Source organism: Pseudomonas sp. FSL W5-0299 (assembly GCF_005930655.1).
Lineage (GTDB): Bacteria > Pseudomonadota > Gammaproteobacteria > Pseudomonadales > Pseudomonadaceae > Aquipseudomonas > Aquipseudomonas mandelii.
Genome location: NZ_RXHX01000026.1, coordinates 1 through 20627, shown reverse-complemented (window position 1 = coordinate 20627; position 20627 = coordinate 1). Strand labels below are relative to the sequence as shown.

Annotated in this window: 18 protein-coding genes; 9 read left to right on the top strand and 9 right to left on the bottom strand. The window is 60.6% G+C overall.

The annotated features are described in order from the left end of the window. Positions 1-222: 222 nt before the first annotated feature. Genes emhC through FHL16_RS24650 form a run of 3 tightly spaced genes read right to left on the bottom strand, consistent with a single transcriptional unit; the run spans position 223 to position 5990 of the window. Complete coding sequence (emhC, locus tag FHL16_RS24660; protein ID WP_077749550.1) at positions 223-1683, bottom strand: efflux RND transporter outer membrane subunit EmhC; 1461 nt, start codon at positions 1681-1683, stop codon at positions 223-225. Next, on the bottom strand, positions 1680-4829 hold the full coding sequence (emhB, locus tag FHL16_RS24655; protein WP_010462519.1) for an efflux RND transporter permease subunit EmhB: 3150 nt from the start codon (positions 4827-4829) through the stop codon (positions 1680-1682). The genes emhC and emhB overlap by 4 nt, the downstream gene beginning before the upstream one ends. A 3-nt stretch (positions 4830-4832) precedes the next feature. Further along, positions 4833-5990 (bottom strand): efflux RND transporter periplasmic adaptor subunit, encoded by a 1158-nt coding sequence (locus FHL16_RS24650; RefSeq protein ID WP_010462517.1) that lies wholly within the window; start codon positions 5988-5990, stop codon positions 4833-4835. 265 nt (positions 5991-6255) lie between these two features. On the opposite strand from FHL16_RS24650, the gene emhR reads away from it, so the two are divergent. Continuing rightward, positions 6256-6888 carry an efflux system transcriptional repressor EmhR gene (gene emhR / locus FHL16_RS24645; RefSeq protein WP_010462515.1) on the top strand — a complete coding sequence of 211 codons (633 nt, stop codon included), beginning with the start codon at positions 6256-6258 and terminating at the stop codon, positions 6886-6888. Positions 6889-7137: 249 nt separating this feature from the next. Here emhR and FHL16_RS24640 read toward each other — a convergent pair whose 3' ends face one another. From FHL16_RS24640 to FHL16_RS24630, 3 genes are read right to left on the bottom strand one after another with little or no spacing between them, the layout of a single operon-like run. Beyond that, positions 7138-8187, bottom strand: coding sequence for an alkene reductase (locus FHL16_RS24640; protein WP_010462513.1), 1050 nt, complete (start codon positions 8185-8187; stop codon positions 7138-7140). 23 nt (positions 8188-8210) lie between these two features. Next, on the bottom strand, positions 8211-9377 hold the full coding sequence (locus FHL16_RS24635; RefSeq protein ID WP_077749549.1) for an MFS transporter: 1167 nt from the start codon (positions 9375-9377) through the stop codon (positions 8211-8213). Positions 9378-9380: 3 nt separating this feature from the next. Continuing rightward, the gene (locus FHL16_RS24630) at positions 9381-9701 is read right to left on the bottom strand and encodes an ArsR/SmtB family transcription factor (protein ID WP_010462509.1); all 321 of its coding nucleotides are present in this window, start codon (positions 9699-9701) and stop codon (positions 9381-9383) included. A 171-nt stretch (positions 9702-9872) separates the two neighbouring features. Between FHL16_RS24630 and FHL16_RS24625 the strand changes: the two genes are divergently transcribed. Beyond that, positions 9873-10451 (top strand): acyl carrier protein phosphodiesterase, encoded by a 579-nt coding sequence (locus FHL16_RS24625; protein ID WP_010462507.1) that lies wholly within the window; start codon positions 9873-9875, stop codon positions 10449-10451. 127 nt (positions 10452-10578) lie between these two features. Here the strand turns inward: FHL16_RS24625 and FHL16_RS24620 are convergent, their stop codons facing one another. Beyond that, complete coding sequence (locus tag FHL16_RS24620) at positions 10579-11370, bottom strand: lysophospholipid acyltransferase family protein (RefSeq protein WP_077749548.1); 792 nt, start codon at positions 11368-11370, stop codon at positions 10579-10581. Continuing rightward, positions 11370-12125, bottom strand: coding sequence for an L-ornithine N(alpha)-acyltransferase (olsB, locus tag FHL16_RS24615; RefSeq protein WP_010462503.1), 756 nt, complete (start codon positions 12123-12125; stop codon positions 11370-11372). Before olsB ends, FHL16_RS24620 begins: the two co-directional genes overlap by 1 nt. A gap of 154 nt (positions 12126-12279) precedes the next feature. On the opposite strand from olsB, the gene FHL16_RS24610 reads away from it, so the two are divergent. The 5 genes from FHL16_RS24610 to FHL16_RS24590 all read left to right on the top strand — a co-directional run bounded on the left by FHL16_RS24610 (position 12280) and on the right by FHL16_RS24590 (position 16615). Then, positions 12280-13161: an acyl-CoA dehydrogenase family protein gene (locus FHL16_RS24610; protein WP_077749547.1), complete on the top strand. Its 882-nt coding sequence runs from the start codon at positions 12280-12282 to the stop codon at positions 13159-13161. A gap of 178 nt (positions 13162-13339) precedes the next feature. After that, positions 13340-14434 carry a serine hydrolase domain-containing protein gene (locus FHL16_RS24605; protein ID WP_077749546.1) on the top strand — a complete coding sequence of 365 codons (1095 nt, stop codon included), beginning with the start codon at positions 13340-13342 and terminating at the stop codon, positions 14432-14434. After that, positions 14431-14760 carry an amidase gene (locus FHL16_RS24600; protein ID WP_077749545.1) on the top strand — a complete coding sequence of 110 codons (330 nt, stop codon included), beginning with the start codon at positions 14431-14433 and terminating at the stop codon, positions 14758-14760. Before FHL16_RS24605 ends, FHL16_RS24600 begins: the two co-directional genes overlap by 4 nt. 105 nt (positions 14761-14865) lie before the next feature. Beyond that, on the top strand, positions 14866-15456 hold the full coding sequence (locus FHL16_RS24595; protein ID WP_010462496.1) for a YceI family protein: 591 nt from the start codon (positions 14866-14868) through the stop codon (positions 15454-15456). Position 15457: 1 nt separating this feature from the next. Further along, positions 15458-16615, top strand: a complete 1158-nt coding sequence (locus tag FHL16_RS24590) for a phospholipase D-like domain-containing protein (RefSeq protein WP_077749544.1) — start codon at positions 15458-15460, stop codon at positions 16613-16615. Positions 16616-16747: 132 nt separating this feature from the next. On the opposite strand, the gene bglX is transcribed toward FHL16_RS24590, so the two are convergent. Continuing rightward, positions 16748-19039 (bottom strand): beta-glucosidase BglX, encoded by a 2292-nt coding sequence (gene bglX / locus FHL16_RS24585; RefSeq protein ID WP_077749543.1) that lies wholly within the window; start codon positions 19037-19039, stop codon positions 16748-16750. Positions 19040-19275: 236 nt separating this feature from the next. Between bglX and FHL16_RS24580 the strand changes: the two genes are divergently transcribed. After that, a complete protein-coding gene (locus tag FHL16_RS24580) occupies positions 19276-19884 on the top strand; it encodes a LemA family protein (protein WP_010462493.1) in 609 nt (202 codons plus the stop codon). Between the two features lie 34 nt (positions 19885-19918). Continuing rightward, the coding region (locus FHL16_RS24575; protein ID WP_077749542.1) for a TPM domain-containing protein at positions 19919-20627 on the top strand (709 nt) is incomplete at its 3' end.

Below are 20627 nucleotides of genomic sequence, written 5' to 3'. Positions count from 1 at the left end.
GGTTATCGAACGCATGTTGGTCTGAGGTTTTTGTGTTTATGGGCTGGCGTCTTCGCGGGCAAGCCTCGCTCCTACGGGGTGTGCGGGTTTCATGGAATATGATTCGGCGCGGACACTGCAGGAGCGAGGCTTGACCGCGAAGAGGCCATTACTGACACCACACCTTTTCCCGCAGGCAACAAAAAGCCCACCAAAAGGTGGGCCTCTTGTCTTACAGCGCTATCAGAACAACTTCATCTTCGGCGCTTCTTCTTTCAGCGGTTCGACTTTCGCCGTCTGCTCGTTCCAGCCACCACCCAGTGCCTTGTACAGATTGACCGCACTGATCAGCTGCGCCAGACGATCAGTGATCAGCACCTGCTGGGCGCTGAACAACTGACGCTGGGCGTCGAGGAAGGTCAGGTTGCTGTCGACACCGATACGGTAGCGACGCTCGGCCAGACGGTAGTAGTCCTGGTTGGCGGTGACGAAATCACGCTGCGCCTGCAGCTGATCGGTGTAGGTCTGGCGGGCGGCCAGGCCGTCGGCGACTTCCTGGAAGGCCGTTTGAATGGACTTCTCGTAGTTCGCCACGCCGATGTCTTTCTGGATTTTCGAGTAATCCAGGCTGGCGCGCAGGCTGCCGGCATTGAAGATCGGCAGGTTGATCTGCGGCGAGAACAACCAGGTGCCCGAGCCGCCCTTGAACAGACCGGACAAGTCCGGGCTCAGGGTCCCGGCATTGGCCGTCAGGCTGATGCTCGGGAAGAACGCCGCCCGTGCCGCGCCGATGTTGGCGTTGGCAGCTTTCAGGTTGTACTCGGCCTGGAGAATATCCGGACGACGTTGCAGCAAGTCCGATGGCAGACCGGGCGGTACGTCGCTCAGCAGGTCGTCAGACAGCGGTTTGGCTTCTCGCAGATTGGCCGGGATGCCGGTGCCGAGCAGCAGCACCAGGCTGTTTTCGTCCTGCGCCACCTGACGGGTGTACTTGGCCAGTTGCGCCCGGGCGTTTTCCACCGAGGTGCGCGACTGGGCCAGGTCCAGGGCCGAGGCCACACCGACTTCGTTGCTGCGCGCGGTGAGCTTGTAGCTCTCCTCGAACGCACCGAGGGTGTCCTGGGTGAGTTTCAGCAGTTCCTTGTCGGCCTGCCAGGTCAGGTAGGCATTGGCCACGCTGGCCACCAGACTGATCTGCGTGCTGCGACGGCCTTCTTCTGTCGCGAAGTACTTCTGAAGGGCTTCTTCGCTGAGGCTGCGAACCCGACCGAACAGGTCGAGTTCATAAGCACTGATACCGACCGTAGCGGAGTAGGAACTGCTGATGCCCGCTTGACCGGTCTGCGACGCGTCAGCCGGAAGACGCTGACGGCTGCCGGTGCCATTGGCCGAAACGGCCGGGAACAGATCGGCGCGCTGGATGCGGTATTGAGCCGCGAACGCGTCGATGTTCAGGGCCGCAACACGCAGGTCACGGTTGTTTTCCAGCGACACCTGAATCAGCTGTTGCAGTGCCGGGTCATGGAAAAACTGCTTCCAGCCCTGTTCCGCAGCGGCCTGATTCGGCGCCTGGGCCGACGAGTACGCCGGACCTTGCGGGTATTGGCCCGCCACCGGTGCCTCAGGTTGCTGATAGTCGGGAATCAGCGAGCAGCCGCTCAGCACGAAGGCGGCAACGGCGATGGAGAGTAGCGACTTGCTCATTGGCCAGCCTCTTTAGAAGGTTCAATTGCGTCATCCTGGTCGGCTTTTTTGCGCTGGCCAATGGACGACACGGTAACGAAGAACAGTGGGACCCAGAAGATCGCCAGGACGGTGGCGGTGATCATACCGCCAATAACGCCCGTACCGATTGCATGCTGGCTACCTGAACCGGCGCCCGTGGAAATCGCCAGCGGTACCACACCGAGCACGAAGGCCAGCGAGGTCATGATGATCGGTCGCAAACGCATCCGGCACGCTTCAATCGCCGCTTCGCGAAGGCTACGCCCTTGCTCATGCAGTTCCTTGGCGAACTCGACGATCAGAATGGCGTTTTTCGCTGCCAGACCGATGGTTGTCAACAGGCCCACCTGGAAGTAAACGTCATTGGAGAGTCCCCGCAGACTGGTGGCCAACAGTGCCCCGATGATCCCCAACGGCACCACCAGCATCACCGCGATCGGAATCGACCAGCTTTCGTACAGCGCAGCCAGGCACAGGAACACCATCAGCAGCGACAACGCATACAGCGCCGGCGCCTGTGAGCCCGATAGCCGTTCTTCGTATGACAGACCGGTCCAGGAAATACCGACACCGGCCGGCAGTTTCTTGGCCAGGGCTTCGACTTCCGCCATGGCTTCACCGGTGGAATAGCCCGGGGCCGGGGCACCGAGGATTTCCATCGCTTCTACGCCGTTGTAACGCGAGAGCTTCGGTGCACCGTAAATCCACTCGCCCTTGGCGAAGGCGGAGAAGGGCACCATGGTTCCGGCGGCGTTGCGCACATACCATTTCTTGATGTCTTCCGGGCTCATCCGCGAACCGGGTTGACCTTGCACGTAGACCTTCTTCACCCGACCACGGTCGATGAAGTCGTTGACGTAGCTACTACCCAAGGCAATCGACAGGGTGCTGTTGATGTCGGTGAGGGTCAGGCCCAGTGCACTGGCTTTCTCGTCATCGATTTCCAGCTGGTATTGCGGCTCGTCGTTCAGGCCGTTCGGACGCACCTGATAAAGCACCTTGCTCTGTGCCGCCATGCCGAGGAACTGGTTGCGAGCCTCCATCAACTTGTCGTGACCGATGCCGGCGCGGTCTTGCAGGAATACGTCGAAACCGGTGGCGTTACCCAGCTCCAATACCGCCGGTGGCGCAAAGGCGAACACCATCGCATCGCGGAAGGTGAAGAAGTGCTGCTGGGCGCGGGCGGCGAGTTTGAACACGCTGTTTTCCGCATCCCGCTGATCCCACGGCTTGAGCATGATGAACGCCAGGCCCGAGCTTTGGCCGCGACCGGCGAAGTTGAAGCCGTTGACGGTAAACACCGAGGCCACGGCGCTCGATTCCTTGTCCAGCAGGTAGGAGCGCATCTCATCGATCACCACCTGCGTGCGTTCGGCGCTGGAGCCGGCCGGGGTCTGCACCTGGGCAAACAGCACGCCTTGGTCTTCTTCCGGGAGGAACGCCGTTGGAATGCGGGTGAACAGCCAGATCATGCCGACGACAATGATCAAGTAGGCCAGCAGGTACGGCGCCTTGTGCGTCAGCATGTTGCCCACGCCACGCTCGTAGCTTTTGACGCCACGGTCAAAGCTGCGGTTGAACCAGCCGAAGAAGCCGCGTTTCGGCGTGCCGTGCTCGCCTTTCGGAATTGCCTTGAGCATGGTGGCGCACAGTGCCGGGGTGAAGATCAGCGCAACCAGTACCGACAGGGCCATGGCCGAGACGATGGTGATCGAGAATTGCTTGTAGATCACACCGGTAGAGCCACTGAAGAACGCCATCGGCAGCAGTACCGCCGACAGCACCAGGGCGATACCGACCAGTGCACCCTGGATCTGCCCCATGGATTTCTTGGTGGCCTCCTTGGGTGACAGGCCTTCTTCGCTCATGACCCGTTCGACGTTTTCCACCACGACAATGGCATCGTCCACCAGCAAGCCGATGGCCAGCACCATGCCGAACATGGTCAGGGTGTTGATGCTGAAACCGAACGCCGCGAGGATCCCGAATGTCCCCAACAACACCACCGGCACGGTCATCGTGGTGATGACGGTGGCGCGGAAGTTCTGCAGGAACAGGAACATCACCAGGAACACCAGCACGATCGCTTCGACCAGGGTTTCAACCACGCCCTTGATCGACTCGGTCACCACCGGGGTGGTGTCGTACGGGAACACCACTTCCATGCCTTGCGGGAAGAACGGCTTGAGCGTGTTGATGGTGTTGCGCAGCGCTTTCGCGGTGTCGAGGGCGTTGGCACCGTTGGCCAGTTTCACCGCCAGACCGGAAGCCGGTGCGCCGTTGAACTGGGCGTTGATGCTGTAGTTTTCACCGCCCAGGCCTACATCGGCGACATCGGACAGGCGTACTTGCGAGCCGTCCTTGTTGACTTTGAGCAGGATCTTGTTGAACTGCTCGGCAGTCTGCAGACGGGTCTTGCCGATGATGGTGGCGTTCAACTGCTGGCCGGGCGCAGCAGGCAGGCCGCCCAGTTGACCGGAGGACACCTGGATGTTCTGCGCCGCGATGGCCGCTTTTACGTCCACTGGCGTCAGGTTGAAGTTGTTCAGCTTGGCAGGGTCGAGCCAGACACGCATCGCGTACTGGGAACCGAAGACCTGGAAGTCACCGACACCGGCGGTCCGCGAGATCGGGTCCTGCATGTTCGACACGATGTAGTTGGACAGGTCGTCCTTGGTCATGCTGCCGTCGCGAGATACCACGCCGATCACCAACAGGAAGTTTTTCACTGCCTTGGTCACGCGGATACCCTGTTGCTGCACTTCTTGCGGCAGCAGCGGGGTGGCCAGGTTCAGTTTGTTCTGGACCTGAACCTGCGCGGTATCGGAGTTGGTGCCCTGCTCGAAGGTCGCGGTAATGGTCATGCTGCCGTCGGAGTTACTTTCCGAGGAGACATAACGCAGGTTATCGATACCGTTGAGCTGTTGTTCGATGACCTGCACCACGGTGTCCTGCACGGTTTGTGCGGACGCGCCTGGGTAGGTGACCTGGATCGCAATGGCCGGAGGCGCAATGCTCGGGTATTGGTTGATCGGAAGTTTGAGAATCGAGAGTGCCCCGACCAGCATGATCACCAGGGCAATTACCCAAGCGAAAATCGGACGGTCGATAAAAAATTTCGACATGGTTTACTCCCCTTTGCCGCTGGAAGCCTTGTCAGCTGCCTGTGCGGGGGCCGGGTTCTTTGCGCCAACGTTAGTCGCTTCACTGGCTTTGACTTCGACGCCAGGTTTGACGAATTGCAGTCCTTCGGTGATCAGACGATCGCCGGCCTTCAGGCCGTCTTCGATCAGCCATTGGTTGCCGACGGTGCGGCTGGCCTTGAGCTGACGCAGTTCGACCTTGTTGTCCGCACCGACGACCAGTGCGGTCGGCGAGCCTTTGAGGTCGCGGGTTACGCCTTGTTGCGGCGCCAGAATGGCAGCGGCGTTCACACCGGATTTGAGCTGAGCGTGTACGAACATGCCCGGAAGCAGCGTGTGATCCGGGTTCGGGAACACTGCACGCAAGGTCACGGAGCCGGTGGTCTGGTCAACCGAGACTTCGGAGAATTCGAGCTTGCCTTCCTGTTTGTACTGGCTGCCGTCTTCGAGCGTCAGCTTGACCGCCGCTGCCGTGTCGCCAGCCTTTTGCAGGCGACCGCTTTCCAGTTCGCGACGCAGCTCAAGCAGCTCGACCGAAGACTGGGTGACGTCGACGTAAATCGGATCGAGTTGCTGGATCACCGCCATGGCATCGACCTGGCCGTTGCTGACCAGCGCACCCTCGGTCACGTTCGAGCGGCCGATGCGGCCGGAAATCGGCGCGTAGACCTTGGTGTACCGCACATTGATCTGAGCGGTTTGCAGCGCGGCTTCCGATTGCATGCGGTTGGCCACGGCCGTGTCGTATTCCTGACGGCTGACGGCCTGTTCGTTGACCAACTGCTTGTAGCGATCCGAGATCGACTTCGTCTGTTGCAGGTTGGCTTGGGCGCTTTTCAGCGTAGCGTCATAGACCGACGGATCGATCTGATACAGCTGCTGGCCGGCCTTGACGTCACCGCCTTCCTTGAACAGACGTTTGAGAATGATGCCATTGACCTGTGGGCGAACTTCGGCGATGCGGAACGCACTGGTGCGCCCCGGCAGTTCGGACGTCAGGGTAAAGGCTTGAGGTTGCAGGGTGACCACGCCGACCTGAGGAGGCGGTGCGGCGGGTGCCGCTTCTTCCTTTTTGCATCCGCTGAGCAGTGATGCCAGGGCGACGGCGGCGACCAGAGCGGTAACAGCTGGCTTGAATTGCATGAAAATCCTCGGGTCAGGCGCGCAAGAAACGCACTAGAAATGTGAAAGGGTAAAAAATGAGTGCTGAGTGGATAAGTAGCTTGCTAAGGAATATACTTACGTTCATGGTTGTTTGTAAACACCTTGACTGCGTATCCACCCCGTTACCAACGCCCGTCAAAGGTTCGAATTGTAAGCCGGGGACGAGTCCCAAGAGCGCTCGCCCCACTTTTGTTCAGCGGCTGTTCAGACATCGCTGAAGCATCCCGATTGAGGTTTTACTGCCATGGTCCGTCGTACCAAAGAGGAAGCTCAAGAAACCCGCAGCCAGATACTGGAAGCGGCAGAGAAAGCCTTTTATGAAAGAGGCGTGGCGCGCACTACGCTGGCGGACATCGCGACTCTGGCCGGCGTGACTCGCGGCGCCATCTACTGGCATTTCAGCAATAAGGCGGATCTGGTGCAGGCCATGCTCGATAGCTTGAAAGAGCCGCTGGATGAAATGGCCAGGGCCAGTGAAAGCGAAGATGAGCTCGATCCGCTGGGCTGCATGCGCAAACTGCTGATTCATTTGTTTCATCAAGTTGCCCTGGATCCGAAGACCCGACGCATCAATGAGATTTTGTTTCATAAGTGCGAATTCACCGATGAAATGTGCGATCTGCGTCAGCAGCGTCGTGAAGTCAGCCTCGATTGCAATGTGCGAATCGCCCTGGCCCTGAGTAATGCGGTGAATCGGGGGCAAATGCCTGAGGACCTCGACACAGTCCGCGCGGCCATCAGCCTGCACGCCTACATCGATGGCATGCTGTACCAGTGGCTATTGGCCCCGGACAGTTTTCAACTGCACACCGAAGCCGAGCGATGGGTCAATACAGGATTGGACATGCTGCGCCTGAGCCCCAGCCTGCGCAAATAAAACAAAATGCGTAATTGGATCCGTTTATGTCAACCATTAAGGCGAGCGTTGATCCCTTCAATGTTCGCCTTAATGCACCGGGATGCTTTTATATACGCACGCTCGTCAGGTTGAAAGGTAGCGAGCTACGTATTTTGTAGTGATTTTGTGTCGTGCGTGTGAATCGGTGTGAAGCCCTGTGAATAAACATGGCGCAACAAAAAGCCCCGGCTCTTTCGAGTCGGGGCTTTTGCATTTCAAGGGAGATGCTTACATCACGGGATAGTCGATGTAACCCACGGGCCCCTTGGCGTAGAACAGCTCGGGACGCGCTTCGTTAAGCGGCGCATCCGCCTTCAAGCGTGCCGGCAGGTCCGGGTTGGCAATGAACGGAACGCCGAAGGCGACTGCATCTGCCTTGCCGCTGGCCAGCCAAGCGTTGGCGCTGTCCTTGGTGAAGCGTTCGTTGACGATGTACGGGCCGCCGAACGCTTCTTTCAATTGTGGACCCAGGCTGTCGCCGGCTTCTTTCTCACGGGAGCAAATGAACGCGATGCCACGCTTGCCCAGTTCGCGAGCGACGTAAGTGAAGGTCTCGGCCAGGTTGTCATCGCCCATGTCGTGGGAGTCGGCACGCGGAGACAAGTGCACGCCGACGCGGCCAGCGCCCCAGACTTCGATTGCGGCGTCGGTTACTTCCAGCAACAGGCGCGCTCGGTTTTCCAGGGAACCACCGTAGTTATCGGTGCGCTGGTTGGTGCTGCTTTGCAGGAACTGATCGAGCAGGTAACCATTGGCACCGTGGATTTCCACGCCGTCAAAACCGGCAGCCTTGGCGTTCTCGGCACCGGTGCGGTAGGCGTCGACGATGTCGGCGATTTCAGCGGTTTCCAGTGCGCGCGGGGTTGGGTAGTCGGACAATGGGCGAACCAGGCTGACGTGACCCTTTGGCTGGATGGCGCTCGGTGCGACTGGTGCTTCACCGTTCAGGTACGACTCGTGGGAAACCCGGCCGACGTGCCACAGTTGCAGGAAAATCTTGCCGCCCGCACCGTGGATCGCTTTGGTCACATTAGCCCAGCCACGCACCTGATCGTTGGACCAGATACCCGGAGTGTCCGGGTAGCCGACGCCCATCGGCGTGACCGACGTGGCTTCGCTGAGGATCAGGCCGGCCGAGGCGCGTTGTACGTAGTATTCGGCCATCAGGGCGTTTGGCACCCGGCCTTCGTCGGCGCGGCAGCGGGTCAGCGGCGCCATAATGATGCGGTTGGCCAGCTCGATGTCGCCCAGTTTGATCGGATCGAAAATAGTCGTCATTTAAGTACAACCCTCGTGAAGTATCAGTTGATAGCAGGGGCCAGTTCGGGATTACCGCGCTGACGGAAAGTAATCAGGGTCACCAGCAGGGCGAGTACTGCCAGTGCTGCTGCCGCGAGTGGAACGCTGGTCAAGCCGAAACCGTGGGCGATGACGCTGCCGCCGACCCAGGCGCCCAAGGCGTTGCCGATGTTGAAAGCGCCGATGTTCAGGGTCGACACCAGGTTCGGCGCGGCCTTGCCGTAGGTCACCACGTTCACTTGCAGGGCGGGGACGGCGGCGAAGCACGCGGTGGCCCAGAGGAACAGGGTGATTTCGGCCGGGATCAGCGCGACGCTGGTCCAGGTCAGTACGGTCGAGATCACGGCCATCGAGATGAAGACGCCAATCAGCGTTGCGGCCAGGCCTTTGTCAGCCAGCTTGCCGCCGATGATGTTGCCGACCGTCAGGCCCAGGCCGATGAGCATCAGGGTCCAGGTCACGCCTTTGGGCGAGACGCCGGTGACATCACCGAGCAGCGGGGCGACATAAGTGAACAGGGTGAATACCGACGCAGCGAACAGCGCCGTCATGCTCAGCGACAGCCAGATCCCGGCGCCTTTGAGGGCGCGCAGTTCGGCGCGCATGTCGAGTTTCTCTTCATCGCGCTTGGCCGGCAGGAAGCGAATCAGGCCAATCAACGCGATCACACCAATCACGGTCACTGCCCAGAAGGTCGAGCGCCAGCCGGCTTCCTGACCGAGCGCGGTGCCCAACGGAACGCCGAGCACGTTGGCCAGGGTCAGGCCGGTGAACATCAAGGCTACGGCGGAGGCACGTTTGTTCGCCGGAACCAGACCTGCCGCCACCACCGAACCGATACCGAAGAACGCACCGTGGCAGAGGGCCGTGACCACACGGGCAAACATCAGCACGTTGTAATCGGTCGCCATGGCACAGAGCAGGTTGCCGATGATGAAAATGCCCATCAACGCTACCAGTGCAGCCTTGCGCGGTAATCGGGAGGTGGCCAGTGCCATGAACGGCGCACCGATGGCCACGCCCAGGGCGTAACCGGTCACCAGCCAGCCAGCGCCCGGGATCGACACGCCGAGGTCAGCCGCCACATCGGGCAACAAGCCCATGATGACGAACTCGGTGGTGCCGATGGCGAAGGCGCTCAAGGCCAGAATGAGAAGCGAGAGGGGCATTGGTTAATTCCTTGTCGGAGCGCTGAGCTCCTTGACGATGGCCGCGAGGAACGCCTGGATCACGTCCTCGTTGCGCTTGAAGAAGTGCCATTGACCGGCTTTCTGGCTGCTGATCAGTCCCGCACGTTGCAAGGTCGCCAAATGGGCGGACACGGTCGACTGCGACAGGCCGCAGCGTTGATCGATCTGTCCGGCGCAAATGCCGTACTCGTGGTTGTGGATCTGTTCCGGGAACTGGGTCTTGGGGTCTTTCAGCCAGATGAGGATGTCTCGGCGGACTGGGTGTGCCAGGGCTTTTATTATTTCGTCGAGGTCGATGGTCATGGGTTTGGGCTCGTGATGAGTAAAACGCTATATCGCGATGTGGCGAACTTTAAATCGGTAGATCGCGATATACAAATATGATTTTGGTCTGATGAGCGCATAAATCGCTATATCGGGTTATAACGATACGGTGAGTGTCAACATTCGAAGGCGCAATGCTAAGCTGCGCTCATGAACTATCTCGCCCATCTTCACCTCGGTGGCCAGCGCCCCGGTCAATTGCTCGGCAGTCTGTATGGCGATTTCGTCAAGGGACGGCTGCAAGGGCAGTTCAACCCGGAGATTGAAGCGGCCATCCAGCTACATCGCAGCATCGACGTCTTCACCGACCGCCATCCGTTGGTGGATGCCTCGCTGTCGCGATTTTCCACCACACGCCGGCGTTACGCCGGGATCGTGCTCGACGTGTTTTTCGACCACTGCCTGGCGCGGGACTGGACCCTCTACTCGGACCAGCCGCTGGAGCGGTTCACCTCGGATGTGTATCGGGTGCTGTCGACTGAGCCTCAATTGCCGGAGCGGTTGGCGAGGATCGCGCCGCACATGGTGGCGAATGACTGGTTGGGGTCTTATCAGGAGTTTGATGTGCTGGACCAAGTGCTGCGGGGGATTTCGCGGCGGTTGACCCGGCCTGAGGAACTGGCGGGGGCGATGCAGGAATTGCGTCGGCTGTACGAACCGCTCAGTGAGGATTTCCGGTTGTTCTATCCGCAGCTTCAGGATTTCGCCCAAAACTACCCAGCACCCTAAACCCCTTGTAGGAGTGAGCCTGCTCGCGATAGCGGTGTGTCATTCAGCATCATTGTTGAATGTAAAACCGCTATCGCGAGCAGGCTCGCTCCCACAAGGTTTTTGGTGTTTCTTCAGGGAATTTGTTTCACGCCGCGATCGCGGGGCGCAGCGGTTCCGATTGCGCCTGAGGGATGGCCCCAAACAACGATTTCTGCACCGCCTGCTGTGCCTCGAACGCCAGCGCCGCACGCTCCCGGCCTTCGCAAGCGATCGGCTTGAGCACTTTGATTTCCACTTCCCCGCGATCATTGGCGAACAACCGCATCAAGTGCGACAGCAAATCATCATCGCCAATGAACGGCGCCAGTGAGTCGAGTTCACCGTCACGTAGATAACGAATCGCCACCGGCTGCAGCTTCACTTCAGAATCAATCGCTGCTGACAACAAGCGACCATGAAAGGTACGCAACGAACGTCCATTGGTGGTGGTGCCTTCAGGGAACATCAGCAATGGGTGTGCCTGCGCCAGGTGGCGCGTCATCTGTTTGCGAATCAGCTGGCTGTCACCCGAGCCGCGACGGATAAACAGGCTGCCGGCCTTGGCCGCCAACCAACCGGCCACCGGCCAGGTGCGCACTTCGGCCTTGGACAGAAACGACATTGGCGTGAGCATGCCCAGCAACGGAATGTCGGTCCACGACACGTGATTGCTGACCCAAAGCATCGGCTCCTTCGGCAGTTCACCGTGAACTGTCACGCGAAAGGGCAGGGCGTTGCTCAACCGCGCCATGAAAAACCGCGACCAGCGTTGGCGGCGGACCATCGAATGGGCAATGCCCAGCCGCTCGAAAAGCCCGAACACGCTGGCCATGCTCAACCCCAGCGCGACCACCACCAGCACTCGCGCAATCCGCGCGTACACCCGCAACCGGCTCATCAGACTGCCGCCTTGAAGTGCTTGGCATAACGTGGGCAGAGTTCGTCGCGCTTGAGCAGGATGAACACGTCGGCGACCTGGAAGTCTTCGTCCCAGCACGGCTCACCGCAGATCTTCGCGCCCAGACGCATGTAGGCCTTGAGCAGCGGCGGCATTTCGGCGATCACGTTGGACGGGAGGTCCAGGACCGGCAGGGGTTTTTTCGGCTCGGCCCGCAGGTGTTCGGTGCACAGATAACGTTCCCGCAGACGCTGCATGATCGCGTGGGCCTGAATCCCGCCGTCTTGCATCGGAATGCTCGCGCAACCCATCAAATAGCTGTAGCCGCCCTGATTCAGCACTTCGGCCAGTTCGCCCCAGAGCACCGCGATGGTGCCGCCGTTGCGATAAGCCGGGTCGACGCAGGTGCGGCCGATTTCCAGGATCGGGCCTTTCAAGTGGACCAGACCATGGAGGCTGAACTCTTCTTCGCTGTAGAACTTGCCCAGGCTGCTCGCGGCCGTGTGATCGAGCAAACGGGTGGTCGCCACCAGGCGCCCGGTGTTCAAGTCACGCACGCCAATGTGGGCGCAGTGAACATCATAGTCGTCCATGTCCAGACCCAACTCCGCGCCTTTGAGCTTGGCGTTGAACTCGCCGCTGAAGACGTTGAAGCGCAAGGCCTGGGCTTCCTGCAAGGCCTCGGCGCCCACCAGGCGTTCGGCTTGCAGGCGGCGTTCATTGCCGGTGTCGCTGATGCGGGCGATCTGAGTCATGGGAATCTCCGTGCGGGCTGGTCAACCCGTCTTGGGTTAAAGCCGATCGACTTTCTTTATGCAGCCGTGTTGTGCAAAGTCAGGCTATGTAGCCCCGGTGTCATCGCCATGAAGCTTTGGTGATGCTTACATGACAGCCCACAAGGAGCCTCTTATGCCCTGGCAAAACCTGTTGAATCGCCGCGATCGCCTGCCCGTCAACCCGGACCTGGCGGAGGGGTTCGCGACCTTGTTGCACGCGTTGGGCACGGTCACGCCATTGGAACTGGCGGTGGTCGGCGGGCGTTTGATGTCGACGCCGGGGCTGGCGTTTCTGGTGGGCTATCAGGCGGCGCTGCGCATGCTCTGGCCGAGCGCGCCGCTGAGCCTCGGCGCGTTGTGTGCCACCGAACAGCGCAGTCTGCGGGTGGCAGACATGCAGACGCGTCTGAGCGATTTACGCGTGAGTGGGCGCAAGGATTTCGTCACCGCTGGCGATGCGGCCGACTGGCTGCTGGTTGCCGCGCGCAGTGAAGCGTCCGGCGAAACGCCGCGCTTGAGTCTGGCGGTGGTCTATCCCGATGAACCGGGCGTGCGCCTGGAAAAACTCCCGGCCATCGCGCTGATGCCGGACATCAGCCACGGTCGGTTGTTTCTGGACAACGCCCAGTGCGAACTACTCGCGGGGGATGGCTGGGATGCCTACGTCAAACCGTTCCGCACGCTGGAAGACATCTATGTATTGAGCGCGATGACCGCGTGGCTGTATGGGGTGGGGCAGGACAGTGACTGGCCGCAGGCCCTGCAATTGCGGTTGCTGGCGCTGCTGGCCGGGTGCGCGGAAGTCAGCCGGCAGGCGCCGAACAATCTGGCCGGGCATGTGCTGCTGGGGGGATTGTTTGCGCAATTCGAGGGGCTCAAGGCTGAGCTGAACGAGGCTATGGCTGATGGCCCGCAGCACTGGGCGGCGATGTGGCAGCGTGATCAGAGTGTGATGGATCTGGCGGCGGGGGCCAGAGGCAAGCGATTGGCCAAGGCGTTGGCGGGATTGTCGTAAGGCTCAAGGGCCTCTTCGCGGGCAAGTCGGATCGCCGCACCGCTCGCTCCTATATTGGATCGCGAACTCCTGTAGGAGCGAGGCTTGCCCGCGAAGGCGGCAGCATAGGCGACACACATTCCAAAACTGTCATCAACCTCGACTAGGCTCAGCAAGCCCACCCCGCCGAGCCCCCGCCATGTTCAAAGGCTTGCCCCTGATTTTCACGCTGCTGCTCTGCCTTACGGCCCACGCCGAAATCTGGCCCGCCGAGCAATGGTCGACCGGCCCGAACGTCTCCGGCCCCGCACTTCAAGCCCTGGAGACTTACGCCTTTCCGCCTCGCGATGACACCACTCGAAAAGGCATCCGCACCGATGCCTTGCTGGTAATCCGCGACGGCCAACTAATCTACGAACGCTACGCCGGCCCGACCACGGCCGACACCGCGCACCTGACCTGGTCCATCAGCAAAAGCCTGATGGCCACGGTCCTGGGTGTGGCCTATGGCGAGGGCCTTTTCAAACTTGAGGACCCAGCGGTGCGGTTTTACCCACCGTTGGCGAAACACCCGGCAATGACCCTGGCCGACCTGTTGCACTGGGCTTCAGGCCTGGACTGGCAGGAAGACTACGAATACGCCCCGTTGAAGTCCTCGGTGGTCGCCATGCTCTACACCCTGGGGCATCACGACATGGCGGCGTTCACCGCCGATCACGCTGAGTACGCCAAACCTGGCCAGGCCTTTCGGTACTCCAGTGGCGACAGCAATCTGCTGGCCGCCGCGCTGAAAACCATCGTCGGCCCGGCCCGTTACCCGGACTATCCATGGACAGCATTGTTCGAGCCGCTAGGAATTCGCCATGCCGTCTGGGAAACCGATGCCACGGGCACTTTCGTCGCGTCCTCTTATGCCTACCTCACCGCCCGGGACCTGGCGCGCGTCGGCCTGCTGATGGCGCGTGACGGTCGTTGGGGTGATCGACAGCTGCTGCCCAAAGACTGGGTCGCCTTCAACCGCGAACCCTTCGCCCGTTATCAAGCCAATCAGGATGATGCGGTCCCCGGCGGTCATTGGTGGCTCAATCGCGCGGTGGAGGGCGCTGCCCGACCCTGGCCGGATGCTCCGGCCGACACCTTTGCCGCTTTGGGCCATTGGGGGCAGGCGATGTACGTGATTCCCGGCGAACAGCTGGTGATCGTGCGCTACGGCGATGACCGCGACGAGATCTATCAGCACAACGAATTGCTCAAGCTCGCGCTCAAGGCCTTTGCCGGGAAGGTGCAGCCATGAACCGCCACCGTTTTGTTCGTCGCCGACCGTTTAGCGCGCTGATGTTAGTAGCGCTGATAGCTTTGCTCGGCTGGATCTGGCAGGAGCGAGTGGCGTTGCGGGCGTTCCCCGACATCATCAGCGGCTACACCGCCAAGGAATATTGCTCGTGCCGGTACGTGATGAAGAACGACGCCGAGTATTGCCACCGCTACGTGAAGCAGTGGTTGCCCACCAGCGGTTTCACCGAAGACCCCGCCAGCCAGCGCGTGACCGTCAGCGGCATGGGCCGCAGCAACAGCGCGCAATGGATCGGCGAACACCAAGGCTGCCGCCTGCAACCCTGAACACGCTGGAATTACTTGTGGTGCAGGGCTGTTGTGGCATTAGAGTTTGCAACCTGCCTCAGGGCGGTTAAGGTTCGCTCAGGTTTATTTGCCCCATGAGTCTCTATGTTCAAGCGGTCCCTTTCCAAAACCCTCGCCTTCCTGCTTCTGGCCGGCGCTTCGTTGTCGGCCGAGGCCAATTGGTATCTCGATGGCGAGTCCTCTCGGCTGTCCTTCATCAGCACCAAAAACGCCAACATTTCCGAAGTGCAGCGCTTCCTGGTGTTGCACGGCAAAGTCAGCCCCAAGGGCCTGGCCGAGGTGGAAGTCGAGATGGAGTCGGTGAACAGCGGCATCCCGCTGCGCGACGAACGCATGCGCAAGGAACTGTTTGAGATCCAGACCTTCCCTGAAGCGCTGATCACCGCGCAGATCGATCTGCGCCCGATCAGCGATCTCGCGCCCGGTGCCCAACTGGAGCTGCGCTTGCCGCTGACCGTCAACCTTCACGGTAAAACCCACGAATACAACGCCGAACTGCTGGCGACCCGTCTTGATGACCGGCGCTTCCAGGTGGTGACCCTCGAGCCGATTATCATCAATGCCGAAGACTTCGATCTGGCACCGGGCCTGGAAAGTTTGCGCAAGGTCGCTGGATTGTCGGCCATCAGCCTGTCGGTGCCGGTGGGTGCGGTACTGATTTTCACGGCGCGCTGACATGGCCGGTGCAATCTTTCCCTGGCGTGCAGGCAACCACTTTGAACTGCTGATCGACGGCCCGGAGTTTTTCCCGCGCATGTTGGTCGCGATTGCCCGCGCCGAAGAACAGGTCGAGCTGGAGTTGTATCTGGTGGAAGCGGGCGCCTGTGCCGAGGCCATGGTGCAGGCGTTGGTGCAGGCCGCCGAGCGCGGCGTGCGTGTGCGCTGTCTGTTCGATGACTACGGCAGCCTTGCATTCACCTTGACCTTGCGTCAGCGCCTGATGGCGGCGGGTGTGGAACTGCGTTTCTACAATCGCCTGAGCTGGCGACGCTGGGTCGGTAACTTTTACCGCGATCACCGCAAGCTGTTGCTGGTCGATCAGAGTCTGGCGGTGGTCGGCGGCACGGGCGTCACGGACGAGTTCTGGACGCCGGGCGAAGACACCAGCGAATGGCATGAAGTGATGGTGGAAATCACCGGCCCCTTGGTCATCGACTGGCAGCTGCTGTTCGACCGGCAATGGATCGCCAACCGCCATCGCCGCGCCTGGAGACCTGCGGCGCACTTCGGCCTGCCGCGTCTGCCACGGGTGCCGTCCATGGGCGAAGGGATGGGGCGGGTGGCCTATGCCGACGCCCGCCAGCACCGCGACATCCTGCAATCGCTGATTCGAGCGCTGAACAGCGGTCAGCGGCGGGTCTGGCTGGCCACGCCGTACTTTCTGCCGACCTGGAAAGTCCGCCGTTCATTGCGCAGGGCTGCCGGCCGAGGCGTCGATGTGCGTCTGCTGCTGACCGGGCCACGCACCGATCACCCGTCGGTGCGCTACGCCGGGCATCGTTATTACCCGCGATTGCTCAAGTCCGGGGTGAAGATCTTCGAATACCAGCCGTGTTTCCTGCACCTGAAAATGGTCTTGATCGATGACTGGGTGAGCATCGGCTCATGCAATTTCGATCACTGGAATCTGCGCTTCAATCTGGAAGCCAACCTTGAAGCGCTAGACCCAGGGTTGACGCGTGCGGTAGTGGCGAGTTTCGAGAAGGACTTTGCGCAGAGCCAGGAAGTGAGCCTGGAGGCATGGCAAAGCCGGCCACTGTGGCGGCGGGTCAAGCAAAGGGTTTGGGGATGGGTGGATCGGCTGGTGGTGAATCTGCTGGATCGACGCGGATAGTCGTCACACCCAAAATCACTGTGGGAGCGAGCCTGCTCGCGATGGCGGTGTAACAGCCAACAAAGATGTTGAATGTTATGCCCTCATCGCGAGCAGGCTCGCTCCCACAGGTTTATTGCGGTGTGTCAGGGGTTACAGCAATTCAAAGCTCTGCTGCGTCACGTCCTGGGAATCCAGGCCGATCTGCACGTTGAACTTGCCTGGCTCCGCTGCGTATTTGAGCTGGGCATTGAAGAACTTCAGGTCGTCTTCGGTGATGGTGAAGTGCACGACTTTCTGTTCGCCGGCCTTCAGCGTGATTTTCTGGAAGTTCTTCAGTTCCTTGACGGGGCGGATCATCGAGCCGGTCACGTCCTGGATGTACAGCTGCACCACGGTTTCGCCGTCGCGCTTGCCGGTGTTTTTCACCATGACGCTGGCGTCGAGCTTGCCGGTCTTGTTCAGCGTGGTCGACGACAAGGCCATGTCGCTCAGGCTGAAATCGGTGTAGCTCAGGCCGAAACCGAACGGAAACAGCGGGCCGGTGGTGTCATCGAAATACTGCGAGGTGTAGTTGCCCGGTTTGCCCGGCGTGAACGGCCGGCCAATGCTCAGGTGGTTGTAGTAGGTCGGAATCTGGCCCACCGAACGCGGGAAGGTGATCGGCAGTTTGCCCGATGGGTTGTAGTCGCCGAACAGCACGTCCGCGATGGCGTTGCCGCCTTCGGTGCCGCTGAACCAGGTTTCCAGAATCGCGTCAGCCTGTTCCTTCTCTTCGAGAATCGACAGCGGGCGGCCGTTCATCAACACCAGCACCAGCGGTTTGCCGGTGGCTTTCAGCGCCTTGATCAGGTCGCGCTGGTTGGCCGGGATGTTCAGGTCGGTGCGGCTCGACGATTCGTGGGACATGCCACGGGACTCGCCGACAGCGGCAACCACGACATCAGCATCTTTGGCGGCCTTCACCGCTTCGTCGATCAGCACTTGGGCGGAACGCGGATCATCCACCACTTCCGGCGCATCGAAGTTGAGGAAGTTCAGGTAATCCAGCACTTTCTTGTCGCTGGTGATATTGGCGCCACGGGCGTAGATCAGCTTCGATTTGTCTGAAACAGCGGCGTTCATGCCGTCGAACAAGGTGACCGATTGAGCCGGACGGCCAGCGGCGGCCCAGCTGCCCATCATGTCGATTGGCGCCTTGGCCAACGGACCGACCAGCACGATCTTCGCGGTTTTCTTCAGCGGCAGGGTCTCGCCCTGGTTCTTCAGCAACACCAGGCTGCGGCGCGCGACGTCACGGGCCTCGGCGCGGTGCAGACGGCTTTCGGCGTAGGTGTCGGCCGGATCGTCTTCAGCCTTGCCGATGCGCAGGTACGGGTCCTTGAACAGGCCCATGTCGTACTTGGCGGCGAGCACTTCTCGGACAGCGTTATCGATGTCTTTCTGTTCGATCTCGCCGGCCTTCAACAGCCCCGGCAGCTCTTTGCCGTACAGGGTGTCGTTCATGCTCATGTCGATGCCGGCCTTGATCGCCAGCTTCGCGGCTTCGCGACCGTCACGAGCGACGCCATGCTTGATCAGCTCGAAAATCGCCCCGTGGTCACTGACCGCCAGGCCCTTGAAGCCCCAATCCTTGCGCAGCAGGTCGTTCATCAGCCAGGTGTTGGCGGTGGCCGGCACGCCGTTGATCGAGTTCAGCGCAACCATCACGCCACCCGCGCCCGCGTCGATGGCGGCGCGGTACGGTGGCAGGTAGTCCTGGTACATTTTGACCGGGCTCATGTCGACGACGTTGTAGTCGCGACCGCCCTCGACCGCACCGTACAGGGCAAAGTGCTTGACGCTGGCCATGATGCTATCGGCCGCGTTCGCGCCGGTGCCCTGGAAGGCCCGGACCATCACGCCGGCAATGCGCGACACCAGGTACGTGTCTTCGCCGAAGCCTTCGGAGGTGCGGCCCCAACGTGGGTCGCGGGAAATGTCGACCATCGGCGCGAACGTGATGTCGAGGCTGTCTGCCGCGGCTTCCTTGGCGGCGATGCGCCCGGACAGACCGATGGCGTCCATGTCCCAGCTCGAGGCCAGGGCAATCGGGATTGGGAAAATCGTGCGGTGACCGTGGATCACGTCATAGGCGAAGAACATCGGGATCTTCAACCGGCTGCGCATGGCCGCGTCCTGCATCGGACGGTTTTCCGCGCGCGTGATCGAATTGAAGGTACCGCCGATGTTGCCGGCGGCGATTTCCTTGCGGATCATCTCCCGAGGCATCTCAGGGCCGATGCTGATCAGGCGCAACTGGCCGATCTTTTCATCGAGGGTCATTTGTTTCATCAGGTCAGTGATGAAAGCGTCCTTGTTCTCCAAAGGTGCGGGCGTCGTGGCGGCCAATACGGTATGACTGGCCAGGCTGACGAACAGGCCCAGCAAACACAGCTTCTTCATGAATAGTTTTCTCAAAGGCCTAAACGGCAGTGAATACGCGCCGATCAGCCAAAATTTAGGGAGCGACTATTGTTGTTCAGGTAAATGCAGCACACTTCTGCAGCGTTTGGCGCTGGGGCATCTTTTAGCCCATTGGCTCGATGCAATCCAGTGGCGGGGGCAGATTATGCCCCAAGAGACCGCTCAGAAGGTCGCTGGTTGTTTTTCAACGGAAGGTGCAAGGGAGCGTCAACCAGATGAATGTACGACACCACACTCGGTCGAGCCTGCAGGTTGCAGCCTTGATGTTGCTCACCACGCTGCTGGCGGGCTGCGGCATCAACAACATTCCTACCCTCGACGAACAGGCCAAGGCTGCCTGGGGCCAGGTGCAGAACCAGTACCAGCGCCGCGCCGACCTGATCCCCAACCTGGTGGAAACCGTCAAGGGCTACGCCAAACATGAGGAAGAAACCCTGACCGCGGTGATCGAAGCCCGAGCCAAGGCGACCTCGATCCAGGTGGATGCCAGCACCCTGGACAACCCGGAAAAACTCAAGCAGTTCCAGCAGGCGCAGGATCAGCTGACCGGCGCCTTGAGCCGTTTGATGGTGGTGTCCGAACGTTACCCGGACCTCAAGGCCAACCAGAATTTCCTTGCGTTGCAATCGCAGCTCGAGGGCACCGAGAATCGCATCGCCGTGGCGCGTCGCGACTTTATCCTCGCGGTGCAGAAGTACAACACTGAAATCCGCACCTTCCCGGGTCGCCTGTGGCACACGGTGATGTACAGCGATTTGCCGATCCGCGAAACCTTCGAGGCCACCAGCCCCGATGCCGAAAAAGCGCCAGAAGTGAAGTTCTGATCGGCTTGACGCATCACCACGGATGAGGTTGCCAATGCGCGTGTTGAAAGTGGGCCTGGTGCTGGTGCTGTGGGTGTTTGCCCTGACAGCCCAGGCCGAGTTGAAGTTTCCGCAGCTGACCGGACGGGTGGTGGATAACGCCCAGATGATCGAGCCGTCGGTTCGTGAGCAACTGACGCAGCAGCTCCAGGCCCATGAAAAAGCCACGGGCGAGCAGTTGGTCGTGGTGACGTTGCCGAACTTGCAGGGCACCGACATTGCCGATTTCGGCTATCAGCTGGGGCGCTACTGGGGCATCGGCCAGAAGGATAAAAACACCGGCGCGTTGCTGATCGTTGCGCGCGATGATCGTAAATTGCGCATCGAAGTCGGTTACGGCCTGGAAGATCGCCTGACCGATGCGCAGAGCTCGGTGATCATCAACCAGGTGATCACGCCAGCGTTCAAGACCGGCAACTTCAGCAAGGGCATCAGCGACGGGGTCGCCGCGATGCTGGTGGTGCTGGGCGGCAATCCGCTGGATGAACCGTCGACGGTTTATGAGCCGAGAGGGGATGAGGGCGACGATTTCGTATCCCGCCATCCGGGCGTGTTCGTGTTCCTGGTGTTGCTGTTCATCCTGACGATTTTCGTCTGCCAGATGCTCGGTATCCTGCCCAGCGGCGGCGGTGGCCGAGGCAGTTCAGGGGGCGGTTTCGGCGGTGGAGGTTTCGGCGGCGGTGGCGGGGGCTTCAGCGGGGGCT